The 19,644-nt window shown below is 37.5% G+C and carries 19 protein-coding genes; 9 read left to right on the top strand and 10 right to left on the bottom strand.

Annotated elements, in window-relative coordinates; translation table 11 throughout:
* Nucleotides 1-3: 3 nt before the first annotated feature.
* Together H3T57_RS02985 and cysS are read right to left on the bottom strand one after the other, a co-directional pair.
* Nucleotides 4-771, bottom strand: coding sequence for an RNA methyltransferase (locus H3T57_RS02985; RefSeq protein ID WP_196424250.1), 768 nt, complete (start codon nt 769-771; stop codon nt 4-6).
* Nucleotides 768-2,123, bottom strand: coding sequence for a cysteine--tRNA ligase (gene cysS / locus H3T57_RS02980; RefSeq protein WP_155569396.1), 1,356 nt, complete (start codon nt 2,121-2,123; stop codon nt 768-770). Before cysS ends, H3T57_RS02985 begins: the two co-directional genes overlap by 4 nt.
* A gap of 92 nt (nt 2,124-2,215) precedes the next feature.
* Here cysS and H3T57_RS02975 point away from each other — a divergent pair, with 92 nt between their 5' ends.
* Nucleotides 2,216-3,595 (top strand): MATE family efflux transporter, encoded by a 1,380-nt coding sequence (locus H3T57_RS02975; RefSeq protein WP_155569284.1) that lies wholly within the window; start codon nt 2,216-2,218, stop codon nt 3,593-3,595.
* 7 nt (nt 3,596-3,602) lie between these two features.
* Here H3T57_RS02975 and H3T57_RS02970 read toward each other — a convergent pair whose 3' ends face one another.
* The 6 genes from H3T57_RS02970 to H3T57_RS02945 all read right to left on the bottom strand — a co-directional run bounded on the left by H3T57_RS02970 (nt 3,603) and on the right by H3T57_RS02945 (nt 8,459).
* On the bottom strand, nt 3,603-4,628 hold the full coding sequence (locus tag H3T57_RS02970) for a lipid A deacylase LpxR family protein (protein WP_198193141.1): 1,026 nt from the start codon (nt 4,626-4,628) through the stop codon (nt 3,603-3,605).
* 136 nt (nt 4,629-4,764) lie between these two features.
* Nucleotides 4,765-5,460 (bottom strand): DNA polymerase III subunit epsilon, encoded by a 696-nt coding sequence (gene dnaQ, locus H3T57_RS02965; protein WP_198193140.1) that lies wholly within the window; start codon nt 5,458-5,460, stop codon nt 4,765-4,767.
* Entirely contained in the window at nt 5,457-6,053 is a 597-nt protein-coding gene (coaE, locus tag H3T57_RS02960) for a dephospho-CoA kinase (protein WP_110438055.1), read from the bottom strand. The genes dnaQ and coaE overlap by 4 nt, the downstream gene beginning before the upstream one ends.
* A gap of 9 nt (nt 6,054-6,062) precedes the next feature.
* Nucleotides 6,063-6,902, bottom strand: a complete 840-nt coding sequence (locus H3T57_RS02955; protein ID WP_198193477.1) for a shikimate dehydrogenase — start codon at nt 6,900-6,902, stop codon at nt 6,063-6,065.
* Nucleotides 6,899-7,687 (bottom strand): N-formylglutamate amidohydrolase, encoded by a 789-nt coding sequence (locus tag H3T57_RS02950; RefSeq protein ID WP_198193139.1) that lies wholly within the window; start codon nt 7,685-7,687, stop codon nt 6,899-6,901. The genes H3T57_RS02955 and H3T57_RS02950 overlap by 4 nt, the downstream gene beginning before the upstream one ends.
* Nucleotides 7,688-7,715: 28 nt before the next feature.
* Nucleotides 7,716-8,459 carry a JAB domain-containing protein gene (locus H3T57_RS02945; protein ID WP_198193138.1) on the bottom strand — a complete coding sequence of 248 codons (744 nt, stop codon included), beginning with the start codon at nt 8,457-8,459 and terminating at the stop codon, nt 7,716-7,718.
* 50 nt (nt 8,460-8,509) lie between these two features.
* On the opposite strand from H3T57_RS02945, the gene H3T57_RS02940 reads away from it, so the two are divergent.
* From H3T57_RS02940 to H3T57_RS02910, 7 genes are all read left to right on the top strand, one after another.
* Complete coding sequence (locus H3T57_RS02940; RefSeq protein ID WP_198193137.1) at nt 8,510-10,723, top strand: ATP-dependent helicase; 2,214 nt, start codon at nt 8,510-8,512, stop codon at nt 10,721-10,723.
* On the top strand, nt 10,720-11,625 hold the full coding sequence (locus H3T57_RS02935; RefSeq protein ID WP_155568154.1) for a 50S ribosomal protein L11 methyltransferase: 906 nt from the start codon (nt 10,720-10,722) through the stop codon (nt 11,623-11,625). Before H3T57_RS02940 ends, H3T57_RS02935 begins: the two co-directional genes overlap by 4 nt.
* Nucleotides 11,622-12,128: a GNAT family N-acetyltransferase gene (locus tag H3T57_RS02930; protein WP_155568155.1), complete on the top strand. Its 507-nt coding sequence runs from the start codon at nt 11,622-11,624 to the stop codon at nt 12,126-12,128. Before H3T57_RS02935 ends, H3T57_RS02930 begins: the two co-directional genes overlap by 4 nt.
* A 21-nt stretch (nt 12,129-12,149) precedes the next feature.
* Nucleotides 12,150-13,907 carry an aminopeptidase P family protein gene (locus H3T57_RS02925; RefSeq protein ID WP_198193136.1) on the top strand — a complete coding sequence of 586 codons (1,758 nt, stop codon included), beginning with the start codon at nt 12,150-12,152 and terminating at the stop codon, nt 13,905-13,907.
* Between the two features lie 96 nt (nt 13,908-14,003).
* Nucleotides 14,004-15,032 (top strand): isocitrate/isopropylmalate dehydrogenase family protein, encoded by a 1,029-nt coding sequence (locus H3T57_RS02920; RefSeq protein ID WP_198193135.1) that lies wholly within the window; start codon nt 14,004-14,006, stop codon nt 15,030-15,032.
* A 159-nt stretch (nt 15,033-15,191) separates the two neighbouring features.
* On the top strand, nt 15,192-15,527 hold the full coding sequence (locus tag H3T57_RS02915) for a DoxX family protein (protein ID WP_110438064.1): 336 nt from the start codon (nt 15,192-15,194) through the stop codon (nt 15,525-15,527).
* 81 nt (nt 15,528-15,608) lie between these two features.
* Nucleotides 15,609-16,625: a HoxN/HupN/NixA family nickel/cobalt transporter gene (locus H3T57_RS02910; protein ID WP_198193134.1), complete on the top strand. Its 1,017-nt coding sequence runs from the start codon at nt 15,609-15,611 to the stop codon at nt 16,623-16,625.
* A 7-nt stretch (nt 16,626-16,632) separates the two neighbouring features.
* Here the strand turns inward: H3T57_RS02910 and H3T57_RS02905 are convergent, their stop codons facing one another.
* On the bottom strand, nt 16,633-17,097 hold the full coding sequence (locus H3T57_RS02905; protein WP_198193133.1) for a hypothetical protein: 465 nt from the start codon (nt 17,095-17,097) through the stop codon (nt 16,633-16,635).
* Between the two features lie 29 nt (nt 17,098-17,126).
* Nucleotides 17,127-17,798 carry a glycine zipper domain-containing protein gene (locus H3T57_RS02900; RefSeq protein WP_230873059.1) on the bottom strand — a complete coding sequence of 224 codons (672 nt, stop codon included), beginning with the start codon at nt 17,796-17,798 and terminating at the stop codon, nt 17,127-17,129.
* A gap of 277 nt (nt 17,799-18,075) precedes the next feature.
* On the opposite strand from H3T57_RS02900, the gene H3T57_RS02895 reads away from it, so the two are divergent.
* Complete coding sequence (locus tag H3T57_RS02895; RefSeq protein WP_198193132.1) at nt 18,076-19,599, top strand: carboxylesterase/lipase family protein; 1,524 nt, start codon at nt 18,076-18,078, stop codon at nt 19,597-19,599.
* Nucleotides 19,600-19,644 lie beyond the last annotated feature (45 nt).

Here is a 19,644-nt window from a genome sequence, read left to right as displayed (position 1 = left end):
TAATTATTTCATGGGGCCCTTAACCAATTCCGCCACAACACCATGAAGGGTTCGTAATTCTTGTTCTGTCACTTCTCCCCTTTGAAAAAGATGATACAAATTACGAATCATTCCTGGCCGTTTTTCCTGATTGCGTAGAAATCCACAATGATCAAGCTCCCTGATCAAATGATTCATAAAATTATTCAGCTCTCCTTTAGTAGCGATATGCGTTTTGTTAGTCTGCAACTGCCGCTCCGGTGTTTCTTCAGTGGACATCCACCACTCATAAGCCATAATCATAACCGCTTGTGATAAATTCAATGACATGAATCTTGGATCCAAGGGATAACGGATCCAATAATCAGTCTGAACAAAATCCTCATTTTCCAACCCGGTTCGCTCTGGCCCAAACAAAATACCGATTTTCAATCCACGATTGGTCATTTCCCGCATTTCACATGCGCCACCACGCGCCGTTAATAAAGGTTTGATAATTTGACGAGGTCTGGGACAGGTTGCAAAAACATGCTGTAAATCCGCAACAGCGGCTTCTACCGTATCGAAAACTTTTGTATGATCCAATAAACGGTCTGCACCAGATGCTGCTCTCCAGGCTTTTGGCTGTGGCCATCCATCTCGCGGGGCCACCAACCGCAAATGGAACAATCCCCCGTTCGCCATCGCTCGAGCTACACTGCCAATATTATCAGCAAGCTGTGGGCGAACCAAAATAACGACAGGTGTATTTCCAACTGGGATCAAATCAGCACCACCATCACGACCTGTCATATTTTTCTCCATGTCGTACCTTGTGGACTGTCTTCCAATAAGATACCCTGAGCTTTGAGCTGGTCACGTATTTTATCCGCCTTGATAAAATCTTTCGATTTTTTTGCATTATTTCTTTCTTGAATTAAGATCTTAATCTCATCTTCATTATCAATATCTTGAAACCATTGAGTTGGTAGACTATTAAACAAGCCAAGCTGTTGACCCGCCTGTTTCAATTTTAAGGCAGAATGTTCATCACCTTGTAAGGCTTTATCTGCAAGTTGATGCATAAACACCAAAGCTTGGGGTGTGTTTAAATCATTTGCCAAAGCATCCATGACTAATTCTGGTAAATCCATTTCTGAATTAAAATTCTGTTCATAAGGCAACAAGGCGCGATAGAAACGATCCATAACCTTTTTAGCATCTTTTAAGGCTTCATCAGTGAAATTCAAAACAGAACGATAATGAGATTGCAATAATAATAACCGTAATGCTTCTGGATTATGCTTTGTCAATATTTCCCGTATTGTAAAAAAATTGCCCAGAGACTTGGACATTTTTTCACCATTTACCAACAGCATGGCATTATGTAGCCAATAATTGGCAAACTGACTGCCTGGAAAACAACATAGACTTTGTGCACATTCATTTTCGTGGTGGGGAAAAATAAGATCCTGACCACCGCCATGAATATCAAAATTTTCACCGAGGTAACGATGGGACATTGCAGAACATTCAATATGCCAGCCTGGCCTACCCTTTCCCCAGGGACTATCCCATCCTGGTTCATCCTCATTTGAAGGTTTCCATAAAACAAAATCACCGGGATTTTTTTTGTAAGTCGCGATCTCAACTCTTGCCCCAGCCAGCAATTCATCTGGATTGCGGCCTGATAAACTCCCATATTTCTTGTATTGATGGACAGAGAAAAGAACATGACCATCAGCTTCATAGGCATATCCCTGACTGACAAGACTGATAATCATCTCTTGTATGTCTTCAATATGTTCTGTAGCTTTTGGTTCAATATCAGGGGGCAAGATAAACATTGAAGCCATATCTTGATGAAATTCTTCAATCGTTCGACAGGTCAATGCTTGAATAGATTCATGATTGGCTCTGGCACGGGCATTTATCTTATCATCAACATCCGTAATATTCCGTACATAAGTCACTTTAGGATAAATTTTCCGCAACAATCTTACCAAAATATCGGCTGTTAACATTGCACGCAAATTGCCAATATGTAAAAAATCGTATACTGTAGGGCCACAAAAATATAAACGGATATTTAAAGAATCTAATGGTTTAAAAGGTAAAATCTTATGATGACGACTGTCATATAGGGAAATTTCTGGCTTATTCATTGTTTTACCTTGTTCATATCCTGTATTCGATTGTGTCCAAACAACACTCAATAAATTAAATCTTTATTCTTTATTAGTCATAAATAAATATAATGCAACTTTCTCAACCAGCTTTTCTGAAAAAAGAACTTTCTGCGATCTTTTTTATTGCCATACCAATCGCATTTGCCCAACTATGTCAAATGGCTATGGGTGTAACCGATACGATTTTATTGGGAAAAGTCGATAAAGAAACCTTAGCAATCGGTGGATTTACAACACAGTTATTTTTTACTGTTTGTGTTGTTTTGCAATCGGCGTTGAGTTCAGCTGCAATTTTAATTGCTGAATATATAGGATCAAGAAGAATTTCACAGATATCCAAAATTTATTGGACAACCTATATATTTGGATTAATTCTCTGTATTCCCTGCTATTTTCTTTTGAAATCGACAAACTTTATATTGATGTGGACAGGTGAAAATCCTGATATGATTGCAAAATCCAGTCATTTTATGGATATTCTCTTATGGGGTATGCCCCCTGTTCTTGTTGGAACAGGTTTAATAAGAGTTGTTTTACCAGCTTTTAATGCCTCGAAAATTCTTTTGCAAATAACACCTTTAACAACAATTATCAACGCCTTGTTAAATGCAGCCTTTATTTATGGTTTATGGGGCGCCCCTAAAATGGGCTTGTATGGTTCAGCAATTGGCAGCACAATTACTTTGTGGGTTTCAACAATTTTATTTATTGGAGTAACCCATTGCAAAAAGAATTTAAAACAATATCTTTATCCTTTTAAAATTGATTTATCCTTGCTTTTACCCTTGATGCGTCTGGGGCTGCCCATCTGTGTCAGTTCAGCAGCTGAAATGCTTCTTTTCCTTGCAACTTCTTTCCGGGCAGGACTACTTGGAACCGATGCACTTGCCGCCCATCAAATTGCCAACAGCTTTGCCACTTTTACGTTCATGATACCCCTTGCCATTTCTCAGGCCGCCAATGTTCGGGTAAGTTATTGGGTTGGCGCTCAAAAACCTTTGTATGCAAAAAATTCAGGTTTTTTATCTATCGGTCTTGGTTCTGTTTTTATGGGGCTGATTGGTATAATCATTTTCATTTTCCCGAAAACCATTGTCAGCCTTTTTATTGATATTCATTCAGTCAGTAATCAATCAACAATTGAAATTGCGATCGTTATATTGAAAATTGTTGCTCTTTTCCAGATTGTTGACGGTATGCAAGGCGTTGCGATGGGTGCATTACGCGGATTGAAAGATACCACAATCCCAATGATCTTTGCTTTGATAAGCTATTGGGTAATTGGATATACACTGAGTGGTTGGTTTGCATTTTCATTGAACTATAAAGCACCAGGATTGTGGACAGGCATGGCTATTGGCCTTGCTGTTATTGCTGTATTGGCAACAGCACGTTTTTATTATCTTACCTATCGCCCAAGCAGAATAATGGAACGTGCCTTACGTTAGAGAAAAATCAAAATTTAAAGGATACGGAAACAGATCCATAATTAAATAATCCACTTTTTTGTCCTCTGAATTCTTGGGTCTGCCAAGTTTGGGTATAAGCGATTTTATATCCTTTGATAATTAAAGCGGCCCCTGCAAGAATTTCGCCAACATCTGATCTTTTTGAAACATGTTGCGCATGTGATTTAGAGGGATCCCCTTGCAAAGTGGCATTATAGGCTACAGCCTGACCATCTACACCACCAAATAAATACCAGTTAACAAAACGGGTTCCAACATAGGCATCAGTACCGTCATTTCCCGAACCAATTCTTGTAGGTCCGAAATCACTTTCAAGACCCTGTCCAAAACGGAATAGGGAACCGATTTGTCCATAAATTCTATAAATCCCCATTGCACCATTAGCTGAAGGTAAGATATCAAAATCAACCGATCCAGCATGCCCTGCGAGAAATCTCCATGTTCTACCCATTTGAACCTGAAAAACGGGCACACTCTTTAACTGGTTGTGCCAGCCACGGTTTTTGTGATCCCCAGTAATGGCATGAAAACCATTTTGAACCTGACGTCCCATAGCTCCGGGGCCTAAAACACCGGCTTGAATACCAAACACACTCCTCGTATCATCCGTGTCACTTATAAGATTAACGGTTGTTAATAAAACCCCGGCATAAGGTCGATCATGTGGCAATCTCTGGCTCGATTGAGTATCACGTGGTGTAAATATCGACTGCTGCAATCCCCAATGAATTCGTTGCATTCCCTTTCCCAAAAGAAACGTGTTCATATCCGCAACAGGTTGAGGCAACGTGTCAGTAGGAGATGTCCACCCTATTCTAAGTCCGTTTGTATAATATTGATCAGACGTTCCTTTCAAGGTTGAGGCTGCATCATTTTCCCATTGTATTGTTAGGGTATTATATGGATCTTGTTTTGGTGTTGAAAAAGAAGGATGAGAATAGAATAAACCCATTGAACAGATGGAAAAACATGATAATAAATTTGTTAATGACAAATAATCCCGTTTGCCCATTTTCAACCTTTTGACTCTAAATATTCTATTTAACCTAAACTTATAAAATTAAAAAACAAAATTTGAATATAGTATATTAAAATAAAAGATTATTTTCTTAATATGCAACCTATTCACAAATTAAATTATTGAATAATCAATTTTTATCCATAAAATGATTCCATAAGGCATTTGGTATTTTCTCATTCAAAAATTCCTTGTGAATCTTCAATTCTTTTTCAGTGGCTTTCATGAAAACGGGTTGATGAATATGATTTTTTTTATAGGTTTTTCTTATTTTTTCCTTTGTTTGATTATCAAAGCTCAATCCTCTCTGACGGCCTCCCGTAAGCTGAATATACACCTCTGACAATAATTTACAGTCCAACAATGCGTTATGTGTTGTGCGTTCTGACAAATCTATTGAAAACCGTCGACATAATGCATCTAGGCTATTTGGCGAGGATGGATATTGAGCGCGGGCAATTTGTAAGGTATCAACCATTCTGTCCAGTGATAATGTTGTACGATTGATATATTTCAGTTCTGAATTTACAAATTTAAAATCAAACGGTGCATTATGCGCGATCAGGGGATCATTTTGAATAAAATTCAGAAACTCGTCAGCAATATCCTTGAATTTTGGCTTACCTTGCAGATCTTCAATTGTAAATCCATGAATTCGTGTTGCCTCAATAGGAATATCTCGCTCTGGATCAATCAAAACATGATAAAAATTATCTGTTGGCAAATCATTGATTAACTCTATTGCGGCAATTTCTATAATTCGATCGCCATTATCTGGATTGACACCTGTTGTCTCTGTATCAAAAAGGACAGACCTTTTTTTCATAATTGATCTTTCTTCATTAATATAGCCAAGCGCTTTACCTGAATGTAAGTATATGCCCTATTCAATCCTGTTTGAATAACTCTATCCGCCCATTGACATTTCAAACTATTGGGAAGCTGATGAGAAATTAATATTTCAGCCTGTTGCCAAGACATGCCACCTCGATTGATAATGCGTATTTTTTGAATTTGCTTTGGTGCATTAACCAAAAGAGTTTTGGTGCATACTTGATCTATCTTTTTTTCGAACAATAAGGGAATATCCAATACACACCATAATTTTCTTTTTCCCTGCCAAAATTGGATGAATTTTTTTCGTTCCATATCAACCAATGGAAGGATAATGCTTTCAACTTTTTTTAGATTATGCCGATCCTGTGAAATTAATTTCCTCAAATAAGATCGATCAAGTATATTGTCATGCACTGACCCGGGAAAAGCTTTGGCAAGAAGTGATAAAGCTTTACCATCAGATCCCTGTAATTGATGCACAACATGGTCAGCATCAAAAACTGGGAAACCCTCTTTACGCAACAGTGAACATACCGTGGTTTTACCCATACCCATTCCACCTGTTACGCCCAATATCTTCATAATGAAATATTATTCTCTAATTGTTTTGGCAACATATTCGATTGTCTCGAAATCAACCATGGGATCCACTCCAAACCATTCGCGAAAACCGAAACGGGCCTGATGAAGCAGCATCCCCAATCCTTCAATGGTCTTCAAATTGAATTCTTTTGCCACTTTTAACAGAGGGGTTAAACGAGGAACATAGACAATATCCGTAACAACCAAACCTGATTTTGCTTTGGATAGATCAAAATCAAAACTTTCTTTCCCTTCCATTCCCAAAGAGGTTGTATTTACCAGTAAGTCATATTGACCCAATAAAGATGTCCAGGTATCCCATGCGATGACATTACCTGTTCCAAGATCTTGAGCAAGCTGCAATGCCCTGGAATTTGTGCGATTTGCTATTGTAATCTTCGCTTTCTCATGGGCCAGCGATGAAATAACCGAACGTGCAGCCCCACCTGCTCCAAGTATTAGTACATTACAATTTTTAATTCTGATGTTATGATCCCTAAGGGATTCTATAAAACCAGCACCATCTGTAGAAGTGCCAAATATCTTACCGTCATTTTTAAAAGTCAAGGTATTGACAGAACCTATTTTCCTTGCGATTTCATCAACCTCATCACAACAAGAAAAGGCAATTTCTTTATTGGGGATGGTTATATTGCATCCTTTAAACCCCGAAGCTGACAGGCCAATTATGACTTTTTTGAAATTTTCAGGCTTAACGGCCAGAGGAATGTAAACCCCGTCAATTCCATACCGATTCAACCAAAAATTATGAAGCAGGGGAGATCGGGAATGTTCAACTGGCCACCCAAGAACCGCAGCAACTTTAGCTTTTCCTGTAATAATATTCATCGTTTTCCGTATTCCTGTAAAGTCAGTGGCAATAAGTAAGCCAGACGATCCGCCCATTCCCTTTGCTGAATTTCCGATCTTATTAAATCCTGTCGAATCTCCAGTTCCAAATATGGCAATTTTCCTCCATACGCATGACAAGGTACAGAATAATCATTCTTCTCATTTAATCGATAGGGTTCATTATCTCCAATTGGAAAATCATAATATTGCTCAAGATATTTTTTGAATATTAATCCGAATTCCGGATAACGATCATGCAAAATACCCGCATGCCAGGGTCTTTCAATATTATCCATTTGAGGTGTAAAACTGTGCAGCGCTATTAAACAGGTTGAAATCTGCGCATTTTGTCGACGTTCAATATCCTGTTCAATACAAGCATGATAGGAATTGTAAATTGATGAAACACGTGATTTTTTTTCCTCATCAGACAAATCAAGATTACCTTTTATAACTGTTTTATCGCTAATTTCAATAATCAGGTTTTCATGATTTGGATTTCTGTTGCAATCAATGACAAGTCTTGAATAGTTTTGAAGAATTAACGTGGCATTTAATTTTTTTGCAAGTTTTTTCCCTACCCCTTTTATTCCAATATCAAAAGCAATATGTCGCTCAAGATCATTTGGCTCCAATCCAAGGTTATTTAGTTTTTCAGGAATGAATTTCCCTGCATGATCACAAATAATCAAAAAGGGTGAAATCGAATGCCGGTTTATCATATTCACAGGATCAGGATCATTGACTGATAAAATACTGGATGATTTTGATTTGTAAAACATAAACGCAGTCAGTTTGTTGGGTTCTGGATTATTTTAATATACTAACATAATGATGATTAACACAAAATAAATGTTCACTGAGATTTAAATCAAAAAAACCAACCTTTGATTGCAACATTTTGGAGAATTGTTCAATCTGATATTTCATATCAGGAGTTATTTCTTCATTAATATAATGTACCAATACAATTTGAGTCGCATCATTTTCAATCGCTTTCTTTAGTATAGTCGCAACAGAATTTTTTGATGGATACACCATAAAATATTCTTTGATGAAGCTATATTGACTGTTTAAATAAATTATCCTCAAGGATTTAAGATTGATTTTATCCTGTTTTGGAAAGTTTTTTTCCAAAAAAACAACCATTTCATTCAAGCGTTTAAAACTTGTTGGCACAATTAAATCAGACATGCATAGACGCAAAGCCACCAATTGAATGAATTGTATCAATTCAGTAAATCTCTTACTGTATATGATCTGATCAGTACGATCTGTATTTGCTTTGATAACATGCCCCAAAGAACCATGCTGGTTAATCAACTGTTTTGCCAGGGGTTTTGTATCCTTTCTGGGAATGACTGAATATAACAGCATTTCAAGGATCTCGTAATCTTCGAGAACATCTGTTCCCCTGGATAAAATTTTTGAACGCATACGGTTGCGATGTCCCCTACCGTCCAAATTTTTAAAAGGTTTGCTTCCTTTATCATTCGAGGGTAAAGAAGAATTATGATCCATTAATATGTTCAACCTGTTATCATTTGATTTCATCAATCACCTTATCAACAATATTGAAAATTAATTCAATCCTGTAAAGCGTAATGACCCAATATCTAAGCCAACTTAACGAAACGCAAAAAAAAGCTGTTGAAACAACAGAAGGTCCTATTCTAGTGCTGGCTGGTGCCGGAACCGGTAAAACTCGTGTTTTAACATCACGTTTTGCCCATATTCTCCTTTCAGGAAAAGCGTATCCCAATCAGATTTTAGCGGTGACTTTTACCAATAAAGCTTCAAGAGAAATGAGCGAAAGAATTGCCAGCCTTATAAATAAACCAGTCGAGGGATTATGGTTGGGAAGTTTTCATAAAATATGTGCAAGGATGTTAAGGCAAAATGCTACACTTGTCGGATTAACCTCTAATTTCACCATTCTGGACACAGATGATCAATTACGCCTAATCAAGCAAATTACACCCGCTTATTCAATCGACACAAAAAGAGTATCCCCACAGTTAATTCTTGGTACAATCCAGTTCTGGAAAGACAAGGGTTACTCACCGGATAACTTGCCTAATGATGAAATAAATAAATCCGGAAATTCCCTAATCAAGACAATTTATGCCCATTATCAAAAACGCCTGCGGGAAATTAACGCATGTGATTTTGGCGATCTTATGCTGCATATGTTTAATATTTTTAACCAGCATCAACATATCTTGGAAAAATATCAGCGTTATTTTACGTATATTATGGTTGATGAATATCAAGACACCAATATGATACAATATTTGTGGTTAAAATTATTAGCCCAAAAAAATGGACAAGAAGCCAATATTTGCTGTGTGGGAGATGACGATCAATCCATTTATTCCTGGCGTGGGGCAGATATAACCAATATTTTGAGATTTGAAAGGGATTTTCCAGGGGCTAAAATTATCCGTTTGGAAAATAATTATCGTTCAACCTCCTCTATCCTTGGTGCCGCATCAGGCTTGATATCATTTAACTCGCAGCGATTGGGAAAAACTCTTCACGCTGCCAATGCCACCGTTGAAGGAGAAAAAATCAAAATTCTCTCAACCTATGATTCCGATGAAGAGGCAAGAATCATTTGTAAAAATATTATTGATTTTCACAAAAAGGAACAACATTTTGGCGATATGGCAATCCTGATGCGTACCAGTTCCCAAACCCGTCCTTTTGAGGAATGCATGATTAAATTGGGAATACCCTATAAAATCATTAGCGGGGTAAGGTTTTACGAACGTGCTGAAATACGCGATGTCATCGCTTACATGCGTATTGTCGCCCAGCCGTCAGATGATTTGGCATTTGAAAGAATCATTAATGTTCCGAAACGCGGGGTTGGCAAAGCCGCCCTTCAGAAATTGCATCTGCTTTCCCGAGAGTCCAATATTTCCCTAACGATGGCAGCACAGCAAGCATTAAATCAGGAAATAATCAGGGGTAAGGTAGCGAGTGAACTGAATCAACTGATGCTTCAACTTGAAATGGCAAGATCCACAAGTGAAAAAGATGGTCATCTAAAGGCAATTGATAACCTGATTCATCAGTGCGGCTATATTGAGATGTGGCAGCAAAACAACTCTGTTGAATCAGAAGGCAGACTTGAAAACATCAGGGAACTTTTCCGGGCGATGTCCGAGTTTCAATCTTTGAATGAATTCTTGGAACATATCTCTCTTATAATGGATAATGATGAACTGAGTGGAGATGACAAGGTCAATTTAATGACACTTCACGCCGCCAAGGGTCTTGAATTTGATACTATTTTTTTGCCGGGATGGGAGGAAGGCCTTTTTCCTTCACAACGCACACTTGATGAAAATGGATTGAATGGCTTGGAAGAGGAAAGACGTTTGGCTTATGTTGGCATTACCCGTGCCAGGCGAAATCTGATGATATCCTATGCCGCAAACCGCCAGATTTATGGAAACTGGCAATCAGCAATTCCCAGCCGTTTCATTGAAGAATTACCCAGCCAGTTTATTGTAAATCCGTCAATCAGAATCAATAGAAACCATAGTAATCCAAATTATTTTGATAATTTGAATTTTGGAAAAAAACAGAAAGAAACCCGAGACACCATTTCTTTTGGAAATATTTTTACACCGAATAAACAACGTCAAAATTTGCCAAAATCTAAAAATATTCCTGTAGGTGCCCGTGTGTTTCATCAAAAATTCGGTTATGGAACTGTATTAAAGACTGAACAGAATAAACTTGAAATCAATTTCGATAAAACCGGAATTAAAAACGTTATAGACAGCTTTGTGACGGAAACATCATGACATTAAAAACTAAACGGCATGCCAATGCGCTTGAAACCATTTCACTAATTGTTCCAGAAAAACATATTGAAATATTCGAACAGGCCCTGAACACGGTTTGCCCGACCGTAGGAATATTTGAGGAAAATGAAGACAAGAATCTTTGGCGATTGGAAGGAATCAAGGATACAGGCTATGGAGATAAAGAGCTTAACAGTGCAATTACGTTAGCAGGCGGCCTTACCCAGTTCTTTCCAGAAATCCAAAAACATTTCACTGAAACAGAAGGATGGCTTGCAAAAACATATGAATCTTTTCCTGCTCAAAAAGTGGGTAATATGTTCATTATTCGTGGCACGCATTTGAACGATCCAATCACTTCTTCACGTGTTGTTTTAACCCTTGATGCAGGTGTGGCTTTTGGATCTGGTGAACATGGTTCAACTCGTGGATGCCTAATTGCCCTTGAAAAGATCGCTTATAAAAAACCTCGTAAAATTCTTGATCTTGGATGTGGTTCAGGAATTTTGGCAATGGCTGCAGCTGCCTTATTCCATCAAAAGGTTCTGGCTGTTGATATTGAACCATGGTCCGTTCGAGCTGCCCGAGAAAATGTTAAAAGAAACAAACTGGGGAATTTCGTCCATTGTGAGGTTGGTAATGGTTGGCTGACACCTTCAATTCGAAAGCAAGCCCCATATGATCTTGTTTTTGCCAATATTCTTGCACGTCCCTTATGTAAAATGGCCAGAAATCTAGCCAGAAATTTACAACCTGAAGGTATAGCAATATTATCGGGTCTACTTGTATCCCAAACAGCAATGGTATTGTCCGCACATCAAAAACAGGGTCTGAAGCTTGAAGACAAAATTACACAGGGACATTGGGCGACATTAATTCTTAAAAAACCGAGAGAAACATGATTCAAATCCGCCATGCATTAATTACGGATCTTAACAGTATCCTCGAGATCGTTAATCGAGAGATCATTTATGGAACGGCTTTCTGGATGACAAAAGTCCGCACCTATGATGAACAGCTAGTATGGTTCGAAAACCATGAGAAAGAGGGATTCCCGATTTTTGTTGCCGTCAATGAACAGCAAAAAATCCTCGGTTTTGCCACATATGGACATTTCAGGGCCTATGACGGGTATAAACATACTGTTGAGCATTCGGTTTATCTCATTCCGGAAGCCCAGGGCCGAGGACTTGGCAAAAAACTGATGAAGCATCTTATGAATTATGCTTGTCAAAATAATGTACATGTCATGGTCGCTGCCATAACCGCCAATAATCAAGCCTCGATACGATTACATGAATGGTTCGGATTCAAACATGCAGGTATCTTACCGCAAACAGGAATAAAATTTGAAAAATGGCTGGATCTATTATTCATGTACAAAATAATAAATTCAGATCATTAATAATCTTGAAAAAATCATCTTATGCAACATACAGAAAAACTGTCTTCGCTTCGTTACATACTAAAAAAAGATCATCTTGACGGATTTATAATCAATCGCGGGGATGAATTTCTCAATGAATATGTCGCCCCTTATGCCGAACGCCTTGCGTGGTTGACTGGATTTACTGGAAGTGCAGGCATAGCTGTTGTATTACCGGATAATGCTGCTGTATTTTCAGATGGACGCTATATTCTTCAAATGCAACAGCAGCTTGACCAAGAATTATGGGAATATCATCATATTTCCCATAAATCACCTCTTGCATGGATCTTAGATCACAATCATCTGCAAAAATTAAAATTAGGATATGACCCAAGATTAATGAGTCAAAAAAACTTGGAATCACTACAAAATAATAAAATAATACTTGTTCCAATCACTGATAATCCAATAGACACAATTTGGCTGGATCAACCAGGCTATCCAAATCAACCTATTGAACCTCATCCTCTGGAATTTTCTGGTTTATCACATCATAATAAAATCGAAAAATTGCAAAAAGAACTACTTTTCAACAATGAAGATGCATTTATATTTTGTGATCCAGCCTCTATATGTTGGCTTCTTAATATTCGTGGTTCCGATGTTCCATATAGCCCTATCCCACTTGTTTTTGTAATTTTATATAGAGATCGTGTATGTTTATATGCAGATCAGGAACAATATTCCGAGACTCTGTCAGATTTTCTCGGTCACACTGTAAAATTATGCTCGCGAAATGATATATATGCAGATTTAAGAAAAATCAAATCTTTTGTCATAGGATTGGATAAAAATCAGACACCGATAGGATTTATTCAACTTCTCAAAAAACAAGAAATATCAATTCATTATCGTACAAATCCCATTCTATTGCCCAAGGCATGCAAAAATCAAGTTGAGCAAAAAGGTGCCATAAATGCCCATATCAGGGATGGTATTGCAATATGCCGTTTTTTATTCTGGCTTGAGAAACATGGTATTGATAAATCTGAAACTGTAGTGGCAGAAAAACTCAACCAGTTCAGAATAGAAACCGGGGGAAAATTTTACAAAGAGGAAAGTTTTCCGGCAATCTCTGCCACCGGTTCCAACGGTGCGATTATCCATTACCAAGCAACAAAAACAAACCACTCGATTATAAGGGAAAATCAGCTTTACCTTATTGACAGTGGCGGACAGTACAAAGACGGAACCACAGATATCACCCGCACTATTTGGATGGGGAAAAAATTTGCCCCCTCCTCAATTCGTGAACAGGCAACAATGGTTCTAAAAGGCCATATCGCACTTTCATCAGCCGTTTTTCCAATTGGAACAACAGGGAGTCAACTTGACGTATTGGCACGTTACGCTTTATGGCAGAACGGTTTGAATTATGATCACGGAACTGGTCATGGTGTGGGAAGTTATCTTTCCGTACATGAAGGTCCCTGTCGAATATCATCACAACCCTTTCCTATTTCCCTAAAAGAAGGAATGATTCTTTCCAATGAACCAGGATACTATCTTGCTGGACATCATGGTATCCGTCTTGAAAACCTTTTACTTGTTTGCAAGGCTCCTTATGATAACTTTTTGAAATTTAAACCCTTAACGCTTGTCCCTTTTGACTGGAAAATCATAAATCCAACTTTGTTAACCCCACAGGAAAAAAATTGGTTAAACAATTATCATAAACAAATTACCGATTTGATCTATCCTCATCTGAATAAAAATGAACAAACATGGCTCATGAAAATGTGCACGTTCATTTGATAGTTGATGCCTTTATTAACCCCGAGATCGATGATAAAAAATATATGAAATTAACATAGATTTAATTTTTATTTAGAATCATTCAAAGGTACAATTATGTCAAATCTATCTCTAATTCCAGCCACCCTTATCCCAGGCGATGGAATAGGTCCCGAAATTGTTGGTGCAACTATCGAAATTCTCGATGCCATTCAGGCACCATTCAAATGGGACAGACAACTTGCGGGCATGGCTGGCGTGGATGCATCAGGCGATCCATTACCTCAGTCAACAATCGAGAGTATTCACAAAACTGGCCTGGTATTGAAAGGACCCCTGACAACACCTGTAGGTAAAGGTTACCGTTCAATCAATGTTACCCTACGCAGGGAATTCGGACTTTATGCAAATGTTCGTCCCACCAAAACTCTTATTCAGGGTAGCAGATTTGATAATATTGACATTGTTGTAGTACGTGAAAATCTCGAAGGTTTTTATGCTGCCATGGAAAATCATATCCCTGTTGATAATGATCTGAAAGCTATCGCTACATGTGCAGGTTACACCTCACGTAAAGAATGCCGGAGAATTGTTAAATTTGCCTTTGATTATGCAGTGCAAAACAATCGTAAAAAGGTTACACTTGTTCACAAGGCCAATATTCTTAAAGAATTATGCGGTCTGTTTCTTGAAGAGGGTCGCAAGGTTGCCAAGGAATACGAAGGCAAAATTGCCTGTGAGGAACGTATTGTTGATGCCTGTTCGATGGAACTGGTTATAAAACCCGAAACCTACGATGTAATCGTTACAACCAATCTCTTCGGGGATATTCTATCAGACCTGACATCAGGTTTAACAGGTGGGCTGGGTCTTGCACCAGGCGCTAATATCGGTGAAAAAGCGGCAATGTTTGAGGCTGTTCATGGTTCCGCTCCAGATATAGCTGGTAAAAACTGCGCCAATCCTATCGCTGTGTTGAGAGCCGCAGCCTTAATGTTGAAACATGTTAAACGTGACGATCTTGCAAAAAGAATTGATAAGGCAATTCATAAAGTTGTTGTCGAGGATAAAGTCAGAACCCGTGATCTGGGAGGTAATGTAACTACGAAAGAAATTACGGCGGCATTAAAACAAGCTGTAGCTTAATTTATCATAATCTTCGATTTATATAGATTTTCTTACAGGCATTTTGTAAAATATATTTATAGTTTTAAATAAGTTCATTTCAAATTTATTTACTTAATTTCTTGGAATGATAATTGTTACACTTATTTACAAAATATTCATATTTAGGAGATTATAATTATGGCTAAATGTTGCAAAAAAATCTTTAAAACCCTTGTTGGTTTGGGATTTGCTGCATGTGGAACAAGCAAGGTTTTAGGCGCTAGCATCCAAGAAAAAAGATTTTCTGAAATGAATTGGTCTCAAACCAATATGAAAATAGTTGGTGGCCTTGAAGTTGCTGGGGCATCAATGCTTTTATGCAAAAAAACCTCTAAATTGGGTGCTCTTACCCTATTGGCAGCTGCAACATGCATGTTTGCTGCAGGTTTGAAGCATAAAAGAAAACAGGATCTCGCTCTTGATGGTGTTGGTATTTTTGCCGCTCTCTCGCTTTTACGGTGTAAAAAAAATTAAAATCTGAATCTTAATGCCCCTTTTATTTAAGGTTAAATTACTTTAATAAAAGGGGTTTTAATATATATCTCAAGGATTTTGATGCGAATTTCTCCTAAACGTCCGATAAAATCAGTCATTTCCATTTATTTTTTCTTGATACTTGCAAATATATTTGCATGGATTTGGGCCCTGAAATCATTTTACCAATCACCTCTTCTTCTCAACACAGCGTTTTTGGCTTGGGTATTTGGTTTACGTCATGCAGTGGATGCAGACCACATTGCTGCCATTGATAATGTTGTCAGACAATTTACCCAACATAAAAAACCTTCCCTTGCCACTGGATTATGGTTTGCTCTTGGTCATTCAAGTATAGTTATTCTTTTTTGTCTGCTCGTTGCAACTTTTGCCAATCGGTTCAAAACACAAATTGATGAATTCCAATTAATTGGTGGCACCTTGGCCACTTTGGTATCCGGCAGTTTCTTGTTGATCATAGCATTTATCAATTTTTTTATATTTTTGAAAATTTGGAAAATATTCAAGGATTTTCGTGCAAATAAATCCTATTCAATCAAGGATATGGATAATATACTCGCTTCAAGAGGATTTTTATCGAGAATTTTAAAACCCGCCTTTCGCATGGTGTCCAAGGAATGGCATATGTTACCATTGGGTTTTCTTTTCGGTTTGGGATTTGATACTGCAACCGAGATCGGTTTGTTGGGAATTGCCGCCATACAGGCAGCTAAAGGCATGGCCACGTGGGATATTATGGTTTTTCCGCTTTTATTTACTTGCGGAATGACCTTGATTGACACTACAGACAGTATTGTTATGACAGGTGCCTATAATTGGGCATTTAAAGAACCACTAAGGAAATTATGGTATAATCTAACCATGACTGGCCTTTCAATTTTTATCGCGACTGTCATTGGTGGAATTGAAATTCTAGGGTTGTTACAGGAAAAATTCAAGCTATCCGGATTTTTTTGGGATCAAATTCAAGAATTACAAGAAAATCTAGGGTCTGCAGGTTTCATAATTATCAGTATATTTATACTCTGCTGGATCTCATCCTTTACAATATTTCATAAATTTAGGAAAGCTACCTAATTATTCATTACATTTTACCCAAGATTGCTGACAGAGCATTTAGATCCTGTTGTGAAGGATCATCATTTACCTTGGATCTTCTTGCATTGTAATTATCCAGCAATTTTTGTTTCTGATTTAACTGCTGTTGCGTCAAACTATGATTCGCTCGAGCATCCTGCAATTTTTTCCTTGCAGCCCAAGCCTGATTATCTATTTGAGTCAATTGATTGCGTCTTTGTTCTAACCTGGACTGCAATTCAATGGATTGTGAATGAGCCTGAGCCGCATTTTGTTGCTGATTTACCGCATTTTGCTGTTCATATTGCAATTGATTATTCAAATTCTGGGAGCGTTTATTATAACCATTACCAACAGAACATCCCAATCCGCTAAAAAAATTTGTTTTATCAGGATCACAACTTTGAGGATTGGAACAGTTTGTTAATATCATGAATGAAGTTAAGGGTATGATAAATTGATAGAATTTCATTAATAAATCCTTTTGAAAATTTATTTTAATCAACCTGCAGGTTGATTGTTCATGCCATTCACTAGAATATTCTCGGCATATTTTAAACGGCTAACTGCTGCGTCTGTTGATTGTGCTTCCTGCTCAAAACGATTATCATGAGCTATCTGAGCGTATTGGTGCATTTGGTCACTTTGTTTAGAATAATAATTTATCTTATTGTTTAATTGGGCTTTTTGATTATTAAAATGAGATAATTGTTGTTTATATTGTCTAACAGTAATTTGTTTTGACGCTATCTGTTTATTAAGGTTTGCCAGTTGTCTCTGTAACTGAGCAACCTGCAGCGATGCCTGTTGCGCGTCATTACTTGCATTCAAAGCTATCTGATGAGCGGCGGCAATTTGTTTGTTCAATTGATCTTCCTGTAACTGCTGATTTTCTGTACGATGTGCAACAGCATATCCAGCACCGGTTCCCAATGCCGCTCCACTTAATGAACCAATCAAAGCCCCCTTACCATGACCAGCCAAACCTCCTACCAAAGCTCCAAGAGCTGCACCGCTCAATGCTCCTGTCCCAAGCGTTTGATTGAATTGGGAATTTCTTTGCATTTGTCGATTTTGTTCGGGAGATAGATTTGGATTATAGGCAGGTGTACATGCCATTAATGAAAAACAGGAACAGCCAATAATAATTTTAGTAAAATAGGATCTGGACATACGTTACCTTAATATTTTATTAAATACAAATAATCTAAACCAAATGGGTTCATGATCCAATCCTTTAATAAATTTTGGAATCACGATAATTGTTGTAAGGTGATAATTATATCATAAAAGAGATATTTATTTATACTATTTGAGTTAACTGGCTTATAAACATTCAGATTTGTTCATTTCATATAAAAGTACAATACGCATGTATGAATACCCTTTTTTAAAAAAAGTAATATTTCAATTTTTTCTCACATTTTTATCATCTTTGGCACTTATTACAATGACTTCAGCATCAACATCACATCCTTTTATTGAATTAAATGATCAAGGAAAACTTCAGGGATATTTTGATAACCAACTAGCTATTTTCAAAGGGATTCCGTATGCCACGCCTCCTGTTCGTTCATTCAGGTGGTTTCCCCCACAGCCTGTTCAGCCTTGGCAGGGAATCAAAACAACCACTGAATATGGACCAAATTGCAGTCAGTATCCCAATCGATGGGATAAGAAAGAAACCTTTCCTATAACAAGCGAGGATTGTTTATATCTTAATATCTGGATGCCAAAATCCTTTTTTGAAAAAAACGAAACCCAAAAAAAATATCCTGTAATGGTCTGGATTCATGGCGGTGGATTTGTTTCCGGCGGAAGTAATCAGGAAATCTTCGATGGCAGTTCAATGGCAAATGAAGGGGTTATAGTTGTCACTTTCAATTATAGACTTGGACGTTTTGGTTTTTTTGCACGTCCGGACTTGCAGCAAGAAAATGAGGAGAACAAATGGGCAAACTATGGAATTATGGACCAAATTGCAGCTTTACAATGGGTACAGAAAAATATTTCCTCTTTTGGGGGGGATAGCGATAATATCACCTTATTTGGCGAATCTGCAGGCGGCGCCTCAATTATATCCCTAATGACCATTTCAGAGGCAAAAGGTTTATTTAATAAAGCCATTATTCAATCTGGAACAGGGCATTCACGCTTTTTCCCACCCAGAACCATTGATGACGCAGAAAAAACAGGCCTAAATTTCGCAAAAAAAAATAATATCCAAAACGATGAATATGCTTTGGAAAACTTGCGTAAGCTACCTGCTGAAACCATTGTCGATAAATTGAATTTAGATGATCTACAACCTGACTATTTTTCAGGATTGGTTATTGATGGTATCATGTTGAAGCAATCCCTTGATAGTGCTTTTGAAAAAGGTGCTTTTTATCCTGTTCCTACATTAATCGGTGATACGAGTGGTGATGGTTTTATGATTAACCAATCAGGTTTGAAAGGTATGGCAGGCAAGCTGGGAATGAATATAGAGGATCTCAATAAAATTTATAATCCGAATGGAAAACTATCCGAAACTAGAATTTTGCATCAATTTATGGCCGATATTCAAATTCTTGAACCGACCCGGTTATTGACACAACAAATTGCCAGTAAAAATGTTCCTGTCTATCGCTATCGTTTTTCCTATATTACCAGTTCGGCCCGTCCTTATACTTCCTATGGGGCACCACATGCATCAGAATTACCCTATGTTTTTGGAACGTTGAACAAAGTCTACTCATCCTTGACACCTCAAGACAATGCCATGTCAGAAGCAATAAAAAAATATTGGGTCAATTTTGCAAAATATTCAAAACCTAAAGTAGACGGATTATCGGAATTTTCCGAATTTAAAATTCATCCTGATAAATTACTCAATTTTTCAACAACCGGTATCAAATTTGAAACTGATCCATTTCAATCGAGATTGGATTATATTGAAAATGCATTAAAAAATAAAAAAAATCCTGACTAAGAGATCAAATCTGTATTGTTCTATGATTCTCTCTCGAGGTCTGTA

The sequence above is a fragment of the Commensalibacter sp. W6292M3 genome (genome assembly GCF_016101315.1).
In the GTDB taxonomy this organism is placed as follows: domain Bacteria; phylum Pseudomonadota; class Alphaproteobacteria; order Acetobacterales; family Acetobacteraceae; genus Commensalibacter; species Commensalibacter melissae.
The sequence above is the reverse complement of the archived record's forward strand: the minus strand, read 5'-3'. Positions and strand labels throughout refer to the sequence as shown.